This is a genomic window from Virgibacillus sp. MG-45 (assembly GCF_036409425.1).
In the GTDB taxonomy this organism is placed as follows: domain Bacteria; phylum Bacillota; class Bacilli; order Bacillales; family Amphibacillaceae; genus LDC-1.
Genome location: NZ_JAXOFU010000009.1, coordinates 132504 through 144486, shown reverse-complemented (window position 1 = coordinate 144486; position 11983 = coordinate 132504). Strand labels below are relative to the sequence as shown.

General features: G+C 38.2%; 15 protein-coding genes. 6 read left to right on the top strand and 9 right to left on the bottom strand.

What is annotated here, in order from left to right; all coding sequences use genetic code 11:
• Positions 1–172: 172 nt before the first annotated feature.
• A complete protein-coding gene (locus SPK86_RS11350; RefSeq protein ID WP_330949390.1) occupies positions 173–811 on the top strand; it encodes a VOC family protein in 639 nt (212 codons plus the stop codon).
• A 121-nt stretch (positions 812–932) separates the two neighbouring features.
• On the opposite strand, the gene SPK86_RS11345 is transcribed toward SPK86_RS11350, so the two are convergent.
• The 3 genes from SPK86_RS11345 to SPK86_RS11335 all read right to left on the bottom strand — a co-directional run bounded on the left by SPK86_RS11345 (position 933) and on the right by SPK86_RS11335 (position 2802).
• The gene (locus SPK86_RS11345) at positions 933–1496 is read right to left on the bottom strand and encodes a GNAT family N-acetyltransferase (protein WP_284141738.1); all 564 of its coding nucleotides are present in this window, start codon (positions 1494–1496) and stop codon (positions 933–935) included.
• Positions 1497–1617: 121 nt separating this feature from the next.
• Positions 1618–1938 carry a thioredoxin family protein gene (locus tag SPK86_RS11340; protein ID WP_284141737.1) on the bottom strand — a complete coding sequence of 107 codons (321 nt, stop codon included), beginning with the start codon at positions 1936–1938 and terminating at the stop codon, positions 1618–1620.
• A gap of 48 nt (positions 1939–1986) precedes the next feature.
• The gene (locus SPK86_RS11335; RefSeq protein ID WP_330949389.1) at positions 1987–2802 is read right to left on the bottom strand and encodes a DUF368 domain-containing protein; all 816 of its coding nucleotides are present in this window, start codon (positions 2800–2802) and stop codon (positions 1987–1989) included.
• A gap of 166 nt (positions 2803–2968) precedes the next feature.
• Between SPK86_RS11335 and SPK86_RS11330 the strand changes: the two genes are divergently transcribed.
• Both SPK86_RS11330 and SPK86_RS11325 read left to right on the top strand, forming a co-directional pair.
• Complete coding sequence (locus SPK86_RS11330; protein WP_284141735.1) at positions 2969–3304, top strand: PadR family transcriptional regulator; 336 nt, start codon at positions 2969–2971, stop codon at positions 3302–3304.
• Positions 3301–3993 carry a DUF1129 family protein gene (locus SPK86_RS11325; RefSeq protein ID WP_284141734.1) on the top strand — a complete coding sequence of 231 codons (693 nt, stop codon included), beginning with the start codon at positions 3301–3303 and terminating at the stop codon, positions 3991–3993. The genes SPK86_RS11330 and SPK86_RS11325 overlap by 4 nt, the downstream gene beginning before the upstream one ends.
• 172 nt (positions 3994–4165) lie before the next feature.
• On the opposite strand, the gene SPK86_RS11320 is transcribed toward SPK86_RS11325, so the two are convergent.
• Positions 4166–5329: a CapA family protein gene (locus SPK86_RS11320; protein WP_330949388.1), complete on the bottom strand. Its 1164-nt coding sequence runs from the start codon at positions 5327–5329 to the stop codon at positions 4166–4168.
• 114 nt (positions 5330–5443) lie between these two features.
• Positions 5444–6598 carry a thiolase family protein gene (locus tag SPK86_RS11315; RefSeq protein ID WP_330949387.1) on the bottom strand — a complete coding sequence of 385 codons (1155 nt, stop codon included), beginning with the start codon at positions 6596–6598 and terminating at the stop codon, positions 5444–5446.
• A 146-nt stretch (positions 6599–6744) separates the two neighbouring features.
• Here SPK86_RS11315 and SPK86_RS11310 point away from each other — a divergent pair, with 146 nt between their 5' ends.
• From SPK86_RS11310 to SPK86_RS11300, 3 genes are all read left to right on the top strand, one after another.
• Positions 6745–7677, top strand: a complete 933-nt coding sequence (locus SPK86_RS11310) for an ABC transporter ATP-binding protein (RefSeq protein ID WP_284141702.1) — start codon at positions 6745–6747, stop codon at positions 7675–7677.
• Complete coding sequence (locus tag SPK86_RS11305) at positions 7670–8659, top strand: DUF2705 family protein (protein WP_284141697.1); 990 nt, start codon at positions 7670–7672, stop codon at positions 8657–8659. Before SPK86_RS11310 ends, SPK86_RS11305 begins: the two co-directional genes overlap by 8 nt.
• Positions 8660–8775: 116 nt before the next feature.
• Entirely contained in the window at positions 8776–8943 is a 168-nt protein-coding gene (locus SPK86_RS11300; protein ID WP_330949386.1) for a hypothetical protein, read from the top strand.
• 63 nt (positions 8944–9006) lie between these two features.
• Here SPK86_RS11300 and arsC read toward each other — a convergent pair whose 3' ends face one another.
• The 4 genes from arsC to treR form a co-directional block, all read right to left on the bottom strand.
• Positions 9007–9429, bottom strand: coding sequence for an arsenate reductase (thioredoxin) (gene arsC, locus SPK86_RS11295; RefSeq protein WP_330949409.1), 423 nt, complete (start codon positions 9427–9429; stop codon positions 9007–9009).
• Between the two features lie 16 nt (positions 9430–9445).
• Complete coding sequence (locus SPK86_RS11290) at positions 9446–10741, bottom strand: arsenic transporter (protein ID WP_443089775.1); 1296 nt, start codon at positions 10739–10741, stop codon at positions 9446–9448.
• A 23-nt stretch (positions 10742–10764) separates the two neighbouring features.
• On the bottom strand, positions 10765–11097 hold the full coding sequence (locus SPK86_RS11285) for an ArsR/SmtB family transcription factor (protein ID WP_284141695.1): 333 nt from the start codon (positions 11095–11097) through the stop codon (positions 10765–10767).
• A 169-nt stretch (positions 11098–11266) separates the two neighbouring features.
• Positions 11267–11983 (bottom strand): trehalose operon repressor, encoded by a 717-nt coding sequence (treR, locus tag SPK86_RS11280; protein WP_284141694.1) that lies wholly within the window; start codon positions 11981–11983, stop codon positions 11267–11269.

Sequence of the window (11983 nt, the reverse complement as noted above, 5' to 3'; positions counted from 1 at the left end):
TTTGTTTATACCGTCCTCTTTCGTTTAATATAACAAAGATTCATTAGAAATAGCTGAGAATTTTCATTTTCAATCAAATATTTTGCAATAAGCATACTGTAGTGGCAATATTATTAAAAGAGATACATAGAATAAACAGCCAACGAAAAGTAAATACTGCGGGAGTGATGAAATGTTAGCATTGGACCACATTGTTTTTGCAGGTACAAATGCACAAGAGGCAAGCGCTAATTACGGAAGACGATTTTCCTTTAAAGCTGTGAAAGGCGGAGAACACGAAAGCTGGGGAACATATAATTTCCTTGCTTATTTTTCTAATGACAGCTATTTGGAATGGCTTGGAATAAGCAATTATGAGAAAGCCAAGCATTCCGATAATCCGTTAATCAAGCATTTAGTTTACGTTATCGATCAACAACAGCCAGGTCCTTTTCAATTCGCATTACGAACAGACCAATTAGACAGCTATATCGAACATTTTCATAAGCATAATATCCCTTTTCATGGTCCATTTCATGGGAAACGCCGCCGTTCAGATAGTACTGTATTATCATGGCGTATGCTATTTCCAGAATATAATTATAAGGAGCAGGTACTTCCCTTCTTAATTGAATGGGAGAGCTCCAATGACGTATCGAGCCTTTTCAACCCACAAGCAATTACAAGAATCAAGTATGGCGGAATGGATAAAGATACCTTTGGACATATTTATCAATTAAAACCAAGAAAACTAATCAAAAACCAACTTAGCTTACAAAACTCAAAAATCACTTTTACAGATAACGAAATGCTGTCATTTGAATTAGAATAGAGAAAATAGGGTCTTCTTGCAAGTTAAACATATAACTGCCCAAGCCTTTGATTAACATCAAGCTTGGGCAGATATCTTAGCATAATGAACCAGACTAAACGAAATTATATTTTCTTTCCCATTATCTTACCTTTGCAAAAACACATGTATCGCGCAGCTCCTCACTATCTACTGCAAGGGAATCCTTTTTCAATATCCCTTCCAGCGTAAAACCAAGTCGTTCAGCTATTGCCCTGCTTTTTATATTCTTAGAATCACAGCGAACTTCCACTCGCTGTGCCGCTAATTGCTCGAACGCAAACGCTGTGAGACCAGCTACTGCCTCTGTCATATATCCTTTTCCTATTTGTCTACTATCAAGCCAATAGCCAATTTCAAACTTAGGTATGGACCAGTCAATACGATGCAAGCCGGTACTTCCAACAAACGCTCCGGAATTCTGAGCAAATATATGAAGACGCAAATCATCACGCTTTAAAAATGCCAGATGCGCTTCTCTAATATTTGCTTCTGTTTCTTCTAACGTTTGATCTTTTTGAGCAAATGGCAACCACTTTTTTAACGCTTCCTTGCTCACACTAATCGCCTCATGTACGATCTCGCCATCCCCTGGTAGCGGAAGTCGAATATAAAGTCTTTCTGTATGAAACTCCTGTGGGAACTCTTTTAATATCGGTTGCTGCATTTCGCCTCTCCCTCTCTCTAGACCAGCTTAAATTCTTTTTATTATACTAGATTTCTTTCATAATACAAGGATAAATTCATCCATAAAAAATAATCCCCATTGCATGGAGATTATTTTTAAATTATCCAAGCTGCTGATGTAAGAATTCAGCAACCGATTCTGGTGTTTTCGTATAGGCACTATGCTGGTGGGCAATCTTTTCACCATTTTGAAAAATCAAGATGCTCGGAATACCCATTACCTCATATTTTTGCGCAATTCCTTCTATCTCGTCGGTATTTACTTCATACCAACGATAATTTTGGAATTCCTCTAAAAGATCGCCAATAAACATGTCCATTCGTTTACAATCTGGACACCAATTCGCAAAAAACTTAATAATTACTGGTTCCTCACTTTGAATAACCTTATCAAATTGCTCGATCGTTTGAATGTACTCCATTTATATCCCCTTCCTACTCATTTTATTCGTTGTTTATTACTTTTTTCATTATGATGCTTTGTACTCTACTCTTCCAAGAATATAAGCGACCAATAGCCCCCCTGCAAAGGTTGCAATACTAACAAACAGCCGTCCCATGCTTTCAGGCCAACCCGGAAAAACAATTACTAATGAACCGATAACAAAACCAATTACACAAGCAAACGTTGCCGTATGATAATGATCGAGAAAATATTTAATCACTTTGCTCATCAAAACAATCCCGATTAGAACACCGATGCCTGTTACAGCAATTATATCTAAATATAAATTGCTTAATGCATTAATAATCGTATGATACATTCCAATCACAAGAAGAATCATCGACCCACTTATGCCAGGTAAAATCATTGCGGCACTGGCAAGTATTCCTGAAAAGAAAACAACGATATAAGTAGATAATCCCCTTTCCATTTCTGCGCCTTCACGTAAATCAAAAAAAGCAATCGATGCGATTAATAAAGCACCAATAAGAAGAATAATTACATGTTTCACCTTAAAAGTTGTTCGCGCCTCTGCTTGATGAAACAAATAAGGTAAGACCCCGAGTATTAAACCAAGAAAGAAAAACTTTAATGGTCCAGGATAATGCTCCAATAAATAATCAATTGCCTTACTCAACGTTAAGATAGCAATTCCTACTCCTAATCCGAGCGGAATTAAAAAGCCAAGATGTTTTTTCCACGCTTTCCCAAAAAACCCGTTAATTGCTTCAATCAGTCGATCATATATACCAAGCACCAATGCAATTGTACCACCACTTACACCGGGAATCACATCGCTTGCTCCCATCAGCAAGCCGCGATAAATATTTTTCCATTCCATGCTTTTATACTCCTTCATGTAACTCTCGATTTTACAACATACCGATATCATATCAAAAAATGCTTGTATTTTATAGAGAAAATTATATAATAAGATTAACTACTTTGTATTGCAAGGTAGTTAATTTACAACTGGGTAACTTGTTATACAAGGTAGGTGAAAGCTGTTGTCTTTACGAAGTCAATTACTGAAAGGAATATTAGAAGGGTGCATTCTATCGATTATTAAACAAAAGCCAACCTATGGATATGAACTTTCTATGCGATTGCAACAATTTGGATTACCTGATGTGAGCGAAGGGTCTATCTATCCTATTTTGCTTCGACTACAAAAAGAAAAACTAATCGAAGGAAATTTACAAAAGTCAGAAGCTGGCCCAAAGCGAAAGTATTACCATCTTACCGAAGCAGGACATTCAGCATTAGAAGCATTTATTTTTCACTGGGAAGCGATTAAAGTACCTGTAGAAGCAATAATAGAAAAGGGGAGGAATGAACAATGAATGCAAAGGATCTAATTATACTAAATAACGAGAAGCGCGAGCAGTTAACTGCCAGCAATCTTGAATATTACGAGGAAATGCTTGTATACATTCGGTTAAGTTCAAATAAATCGGAACAGCAAACAGAGGAAATTCTAATTGAACTATTGGACCATTTACTAGAAGCCCAACAAAATAAACGGACTGCGGAAGAGGTTTTTGGAAGGGATCCAAAAGCTTTCTGTGACGAAATTATTGGAGAAATACCCCAGGAGCAAACAAAGAAATCCGTACTCTTTTTCATTTACATTGCCGTGAAATTTTTAGCAATTGGCAGTCTAACGTACGGTCTTTTAAGCTATGGCATGTATCACTTATTTGATCTTGGTACAAACATATTTGCATTTTCTCTCGGCTCAGCTATCGTTATCGTTGCCATTGAGTTACTGCTTATGTATGGATTTATTAGGCTTATATTTGCATGGTTAAAGTATACGTCGTTTCGAAAAAAACAGCTGAAAAAATGGGTGGAATTTATCCAAATATGGATCATTTGCACACTATTTATTGGGGCGTTTATACTTTTACCCACCATTATACCAAGCTTCGGAAAGAATATTTCTGTTCCTGTTTTATCATTAGCAATACTCGGAGCAGTCTTGTATATCATTTCATTTATGTGGAACAAAAAACAACGCCTTACCGCTTAAGACAGCAGGTTAACGGAGACCAGACCTTTAAAAGAATATTACCTAATCTATATCCAACTTAGTAGCAAGCCAGATATGAATGGGTTATCTGAAGAATTTTATGCAAATGATTTATGGCGATGAAAGAGGGTACTTGCAAACCCTCTTTCCACCCTATTTTTCGATTCTCCTTTTACTCTTCCTTAAATTCAAGCTCTGGCATCCATTGTGAAAGATGCTTTTTAATTTCAGCATAATGCTTTTTTGCCCCTGCAAGCTCGTCATTATGCAATTGATACATCGGCACCACCTCAAAGTTAGCGTCATTCTCAAATTTAACAAAGGTCGGAATAAATGTTGGCTGGCTAAGCTCAATTTCATCGTTCGTACCGTTCACTTTTTTTGTGATGGTTAATTGAACAATCCCTCCAATACGGCGATAGAATTCGTCTTGACCTGATAAAAAGTTTCCTAACGAATAAGCGACAAATGTACGGTTACCATCTTTTCCTTTCACCCACTCCATGGGTTGTAGGACATGTGGATGGTGGCCAATTACAACATGGACACCTTGGTCCGCTGCGTATTGAACAATTTGCTTTTGTGCGTCACTTGGCATTCTTTCATACTCATTTCCAAAATGCAGACTAAGGACAATTACATCGGCTTTTTTCTTCGCTTCTGTAATTTCACTTGCAATCATGTCCTGATGAATTAAATTAACTAAATAATCCTTTCCGTTTGGCACAGGGATACCATTTGTTCCATACGTATAAGATAAAAAAGCTAGCGATATTCCTTCTTCTGTTTCATATACACGAATGGTGTCCCGGTCTTTTTTATTACGATATGCGCCAGTATACATCATATCAATAGCTTCCCAATGCTTGATTGCATTTTGAATTGCTTTTTCGCCACGGTCAAGCGTATGATTATTGGCAATGGAGACAACATCCACTCCTGCATCCTTTAACGCATCGCCTACTTCATAAGGGCTATTAAATGAAGGATAGGTTGACAGCCCAATCGCTTCGCCACCAATCATCGTTTCTTGATTTGCTATACTAACAGTCGTTTCCGCTAAAAAAGGCTTTACATTCGCAAGCATTGGTTTAAAATCATAGCCTTTTTGCTGCTTTGCATCGACATAAACCGCTTCATGGATTAGCATGTCACCGATTGCAGCTAACGTGATTTCTTGAGCCGGCACTTGCTTTTCCTCTCTCGTATTCACCGGTTTTTCTTGGTTATTGCTTACTGTTTTATTCTCTTTCGCTGTGTCATTGTTCCATGAGCAGCCTACTAGCAACGATCCAATCAACAAGCATATTATAATAAGCGTTCCCCAGTTCCGCATACTTTTCCCCACTTTTTTTCTTCATCATATCATACCAAAGCATGACACACCGTTAATTATTCTAATAGTCAAATCGAATGTACGATATCCCTTCGATTTCTTCTCCTCCTAACATTAATAAGCAATACGCTCAATAATCGTTGCGTTTGCCATCCCCATTCCTTCGCAAATCGTTAAAAGTCCATACTGACCATTTATACGTTCCAGCTCATAAATCAATGAAAGAAGTAGCTTTGTTCCTGTTGCTCCTAATGGATGCCCTAATGCGATAGCTCCTCCGTTTACATTAAGCTTTTCTGGATCTGCACCAGTTTCTTGTAACCATGCAAGGGGAACAGAAGCAAAAGCTTCATTCACCTCATATCGATCCATTTGTTCGATCGATAATCTGGCTTTTTTTAACACTTTTTTTGTCGCTTCGATAGGACCTGTAAGCATCAACGTTGGATCAGAACCGACAACGGCGCGTGCCACAATGCGCACCTTTGGTTTAAGCTGTAGCTCTGTTGCTTTATTCTGTGACATTAATAATACGGTACTCGCTCCATCACTCATCTGACTTGAATTGCCTGCTGTAATCTTACCACCGGCTTGAAATGCCGGCGATAAAGCGGCAAGTGCAGCTAATGTTGTATCCTTCCTCGGCCCCTCATCCTGATCAACAACGATTGTTTCTCCCTCGCCGTTCTCCGTAGAAATTGGCAGCACTTCTTGTTGAAAGCGTCCTTCCTCAAGTGCCTGAAGTGCACGATAATGGCTATTTAATGCATAGTTATCTAATTGAGCACGCGTAAAACCCCAATGCTGCGCTATTTTTTCTGCTGCGATCCCTTGATGTACAATATCATATTTTTCAACAAGCTTTGAACTTGGTTTTGTGTGCTTCATATTCGAAAGCATCGGTACTCTTGTCATGCTTTCAACACCACCTGCTACGACAACCTCCATATCTCCAGAAGCAATCGCTTGTGCACCAAAATGCACTGCCTGTTGGCTTGAACCACATTGTCTATCGATTGTTACACCCGGAACATAAGTAGGAAAACCAGCAATTAATGCTGCTGTTCTAGCAATGTTCCCTGCTTGTTCCTCTGCTTGCGTCACACAGCCTAAAATGACATCATCCACGATTGATTTTTCTACTTTTGTTCGACTCATTAATTCATCTATCACAATAGCCGCAAGGTCATCTGCCCGATAATTAGCGAAGACACCCTTTCTTCTACCGACAGCAGTTCGGCATCCATCTACAATAACTACCTCTCGCATCCCGCCACTCCTTCATGTATATTCTGTATTTTCAGTATACAACTCTCACCTTCATCTATCCAGCTCATTTCCACATTTTCCAATTCAATGAAACCTTCCTGCTAGTCCCTTCGTATAAGTAGCTAGCAAACTAAATCGGGGGGATTATTTTGGTAGCAGCAATGGAACTAATTGATTTAAAGAAAACAATCGGAAACAAAGAGATCATCAAAGGACTATCTTTCTCCATTCAGAAAGGAGAAGTATTTGGTTTTATCGGACCAAATGGTGCAGGAAAAACGACTACTATTCGAATGATGGTTGGATTAATGAGCATTACCGATGGGGATGTTCGTATCCTTGGAAATAGTATTAAAACCGATTTTAGTAAGGCTGTTCGTGAAGTAGGAGCAATTGTTGAAAATCCAGAAATGTATCCCTTCATGACAGGCTGGCAAAATTTAATGCACTACGCTCGGATGACACCCGGCATAACGAAAGAACGCGTCAAAGAGGTTATCCATCTTGTTGGATTAGAAAAACCAATCAAAGAAAAGGTTGGTAGATATTCATTAGGGATGCGCCAACGACTTGGCATTGCACAAGCCCTATTACATAAGCCTTCTGTATTAATCTTAGATGAGCCCACCAATGGATTGGATCCAGCAGGTATTCGTGAAATTCGTGAGTATATTCGTAAAATAGCACTAGAAGAACACGTAGCTGTTATAATATCCAGTCACCTTCTATCTGAAATTGAACAAATGTGTGACCGGATTGGAATTATTAAAAATGGAGAATTGATTGCCATTCAAGCTGTTCGTGAAAATGTAGAAGCTAGCAATCAAGAGGTAGCATTGGAGCAAGTACAAATAGAAGCTACGCCGGTCGATAAGGCAATAAATCTACTTCGAACAAATCATGAGATAGAGGCCGTACGTAACGATAACATGATATCCTTCCGCAGTAGCAAAGAAGCGATTCCAAAGCTTATTGAAACACTAGTAAAGCATCAGATTGCAATCTATCAGGTTGGTGTATCGAAAGTGACTCTGGAGGATAAATTCTTTAATTTGATTGGAGAGAATACGATTGAGTAGATTTTTTAAACTAGTATTTAATGAACAATTTAAAATATATATACGGAAATCAACCTGGATTATGTACATTATTTTAGCGGGATTAATTATTGGAAATGCAGCCTTAACAAACTCGTTTGACGAACCAAATAAGTATACCGATGATAACTGGCGCGAAGTGCTTGAAGAAGAAAACAAACTTTTGCAGCAGGATAATGATACGTACACGCAAGAGATGAAGGAAAACGATCAGGAAGTTACGGAAGATGATAGTTACCTCCAATTTAACATGACGGAGATTGAAAAAAATAACTACTATTTAGAAAACGATATCCAACCACATAGCTATGGTGCTTGGCAGTTTGTATTAGACAACGCGATGCTCCTGTCTGTTGTTAGCTTGTTAACAATCATCATTGCTGCTGGAATCGTGGCAAATGAATTTAGATGGGGAACAATTAAGCTTTTACTCATTCGCCCTATTTCTCGTTCAGTCGTTTTACTATCAAAATATGTATCTGTGCTGTTATTCGCTTTGTTTACATTGATTTTTGTATACGTTGTCTCCTTACTAGTCGGAGGTGTTTTCTTTGGCTTTGAGGGCATTAACCCGTCCATCGTCATAGAAAAAAATAGTGCCTTCACAGACGTTTCGATGGTTTCAGAAGTTTTCTCAGCATACGGATATAGCATCGTAAATCTTGTAATGATGACAACATTCGCATTCATGATTTCCGTTGTTTTCCGAAATAGTGCACTTGCAATCGGGGTAGCCATTTTCCTCATGATGTCTGGTAATACCATTGTTGCCTTTTTCTCAGATCGTGATTGGGCAAAGTATATTTTGTTCGCCAATACGGATTTAAAGCAATATGCTAGCGGAACACCATGGATAGAAGGAATGACACTCTCCTTCTCCATTACAGTATTACTTGTATATTACATTATTTTCATGGCGATTTCATGGATTGTATTTAAGAAAAGAGATGTAGCAGGACACTAGTAAACTCACCCTCGTAGAAAAGGGGAAGCAGCCTATTTTAACATTCGCTTTTTTATGTTATAAATAAAGCAATCCCCTTTTCAAATTCGATTAATTTCGCCTCAGAGGTGTCAGTCATGATGAAACGCTATTTAACATCGATTTTTCTATTACTAACTGCAATTATCCTATTTGTCGGTCTTCGCCTTGATTTCCGATGGGGTGGCATTGCCACTTGGGGCTTAGCAGTGATTAGTCTAATTTTCGCAGCGTATTTTACAAAATATATTCCAAATGAAAAATAACCTAAAAAAATGAAACAGCAGTGAATAAAGATTTGATTATTCACTGCTGTTTTCTATTTCTCGTTATTTTCCTGTATGAGCGAACTCTATGATTCGTGCACTAATTTGATCGCGAACCCTTTGAAAAACGCGCCATCTCTCCTCTTCGGTACCTTTAGCTTTAGCAGGATCTTCAAATCCCCAATGCTGCTTGTTAACAGTTTGTGGTACAGTCGGACAGTTGTCTTTGGCATCCCCACACAAGGTAACAATTAACGTAGCGCGTTCCAAGATGGCTGTGTCAATAATGTTTGAGGTTTGCTTTGAAATATCAATCCCTACCTCGTCCATCACTTTCACTGCCCAATTATTTAAGCCATGTGCTTCAATTCCAGCACTTCTAACATCCCATTTACCTCCAAGATACTTCTTGCCAAAGCCTTCAGCAATCTGACTCCGACACGAATTTCCCGTGCATAAAAAATAAAGAATTGGTTTATGAGTCATCATGAAAAACTCCTTTCTAAAATATCAATGTCAAATACAGCCCTACTAAGGTAATAAACAATGTTGGTATCGTTAAGACTATCCCTACTTTAAAATAATAGCCCCATGAAATGTGAACCCCTTTTGTCTTCAATACATATAACCAAAGTAAGGTTGCTAATGATCCAATCGGTGTAATCTTTGGACCAAGATCGCTTCCAATCACATTCGCATAAATTAAACTTTCTTTTATTACTCCTGTTGCACTTGAATCGGCAATTGCTAATGCATCAATCATTACCGTTGGCATATTATTCATCACAGAAGAAAGAATTGCCGCTATGAATCCCATGGAGATCGTTGCTATAAACAAGCCTTGATCTACAGCAAGATCAATCAAATCTGCTAGCAAATTAGTTAACCCAACATTCCTGAGTCCATAAATAATGACGTACATTCCAATAGAGAAGAAAACAATCGCCCATGGTGCCTCTTTGACTATTTTCACGGGAGAAATCACCGCACTTTTCCTTCCAATAACAAGAAATACAAGCGCAACTGCTCCTGCAATAAATGAAACCGGAATATGAAGAAACTCACTTGTGAAATAGCCAACTAATAATACTCCCAAAACAAACCAGGCGATACGAAACATCTTTCTATCCTTAATTGCTGTTTGCGGTTCAGGAAGTTCTGTTATATCAAACGTGCGCGGGATATCTTTTCTAAAGAACAACCATAATACGACGATACTTGATATTAACGAAAAAAGATTTGGAATGAACATCCTTCGCGCATATTCTATAAATCCGATCCCAAAAAAATCGGCTGATACGATATTTACCAGATTACTAACGATAAATGGTAAAGAGGTTGTATCCGCAATAAATCCACTTGCCATAATAAACGGCAGGATAAACACATCTTTAAATCGAAGCGCTCGGACCATTGCTAAAACAATGGGTGTTAAAATAAGTGCTGCTCCATCATTTGCAAACAATGCTGCAACGAGAGAACCTAAGAAAGAAATGTAAATAAACATTTTTAAGCCGCTTCCATTTGCCAACCGCGCCATATGCAATGCTGCCCATTCGAAGAAGCCAATTTTATCTAATACTAATGAAATAATGATAATTGCCACAAAAGCTAACGTTGCGTTCCAAACAATATGCGTAACATCAATCACATCCTGTAAAGAAACAACGCCAAGTAATAGTGCTAATAAAGCGCCACCAATTGCAGTATAACCAATTCCTAGATTTTTCGGTTGCCAAATAACCAATACGATGGTTACTAAAAAAATTAAACTTGCTCCTATCGTTGTCATTTCCATGCTGAATCCTCCATTAAAATATGCTAGCAGCTTGGAGCCTTATCCATTTTTTCACTAATTTCTAATGGAATAAAGACCTCTGTTAAAATTTTTTGCAATAATAAAAATTGTTCATAATCCGGATTTAAGCTGTAATATTTCCACTGCCCACGCCGCTCTTCCTTGACAATCTTTGCATCACGTAGCTTGCGCAAATGCTGACTAATCGCCGGCTGGGACATTTCTAAGCCACCAACTAGCTCACACACACACCTTGTTTTTGACTGCAATAGCGAAACAATCGCAAGCCTTGTAGGATCGCCTAATAATTTCATCAAGACCGCAGTTTCTGTTACATTCCCATGATTAGTTACCACTTTACCACCTCTATATATAATAATATGCTTATATAAGCATATATTTTTTATTCGCATATTTCAAGTAGAAGCAAGAAAAAAGTAGAACAGAAAGAAAGCAGTATTAATAATTTCTTAGCTAACATAAAAAAATACCATCCTGCTATAACCATGTAGCAGGATGGTATTTTTACTGATTACCTCTGCGGGCAAAATCAACAAATCGAAACTTATCTGGGCGATGACGTGACTCCGTATATTGAAACAAGCTGGCATCATTCAAATACACGAAGCTTCGTATGACTACTACATTGGAGAAGCCGTCCATATCAAGCAATGCTCGATCCTCTTTCGTCGGTGTCTCCACAATAATTTCTTTTTTAGCAAAACTAATAACTAGCCCAAGTTCTTTTTCCAGATAATCATAAATCGAATCCTCACAAATCGACTTTGTTAGCGCTGGGACATAACGAGCATCAAGATAGTCCTTATCTAAAATCACCTTCTCACTAGCAAGGTTTCTCACCCTCACTACTTTCCATACGTGTGCTTTTGGAGTAACATTCAGCTTTCTTTGAACATCTTCGTCAGCTGTAATTAAGGATAATTCATGTACATCCGTTGTTGCCTGCAAATCCATCTGCTGCGACAATTCCTTAAAGCTTGCGATTCCCGACACTGGAAAATCAAACATACTTGATTGAATAATGACAGAGCCTTTACCTCGTATTTTTTGAATGTAACCGTTTTGCACAAGTAAATTTAAGGCTTTTCTTATCGTTTCTCTCGACGTACGATACATTTCAGAAAGCTCATTTTCAGACGGAAGCATATTGTCTTCTTGCCATTCATTTGCCTGAATTCGCCGAACTAAATCCTCATAAATTTCATTATATTTCCGCTGCAT

Coding starts and splice junctions, on each gene's coding strand:
- SPK86_RS11340 (WP_284141737.1), bottom strand. CDS start 1,938: ATGGAGTACATTCAAACGATCGAGCAATTTGATAAGGTTATTCAAAGT.
- SPK86_RS11335 (WP_330949389.1), bottom strand. CDS start 2,802: ATGGAATGGAAAAATATTTATCGCGGCTTGCTGATGGGAGCAAGCGAT.
- treR (WP_284141694.1), bottom strand. CDS start 11,983: ATGCAGCGGAAATATAATGAAATTTATGAGGATTTAGTTCGGCGAATT.
- SPK86_RS11350 (WP_330949390.1), top strand. CDS start 173: ATGTTAGCATTGGACCACATTGTTTTTGCAGGTACAAATGCACAAGAG.
- SPK86_RS11315 (WP_330949387.1), bottom strand. CDS start 6,598: ATGCGAGAGGTAGTTATTGTAGATGGATGCCGAACTGCTGTCGGTAGA.
- SPK86_RS11345 (WP_284141738.1), bottom strand. CDS start 1,496: ATGCAGCAACCGATATTAAAAGAGTTCCCACAGGAGTTTCATACAGAA.
- SPK86_RS11300 (WP_330949386.1), top strand. CDS start 8,776: ATGATGAAACGCTATTTAACATCGATTTTTCTATTACTAACTGCAATT.
- SPK86_RS11290 (WP_443089775.1), bottom strand. CDS start 10,741: ATGGAAATGACAACGATAGGAGCAAGTTTAATTTTTTTAGTAACCATC.
- arsC (WP_330949409.1), bottom strand. CDS start 9,429: ATGACTCATAAACCAATTCTTTATTTTTTATGCACGGGAAATTCGTGT.
- SPK86_RS11320 (WP_330949388.1), bottom strand. CDS start 5,329: ATGCGGAACTGGGGAACGCTTATTATAATATGCTTGTTGATTGGATCG.
- SPK86_RS11325 (WP_284141734.1), top strand. CDS start 3,301: ATGAATGCAAAGGATCTAATTATACTAAATAACGAGAAGCGCGAGCAG.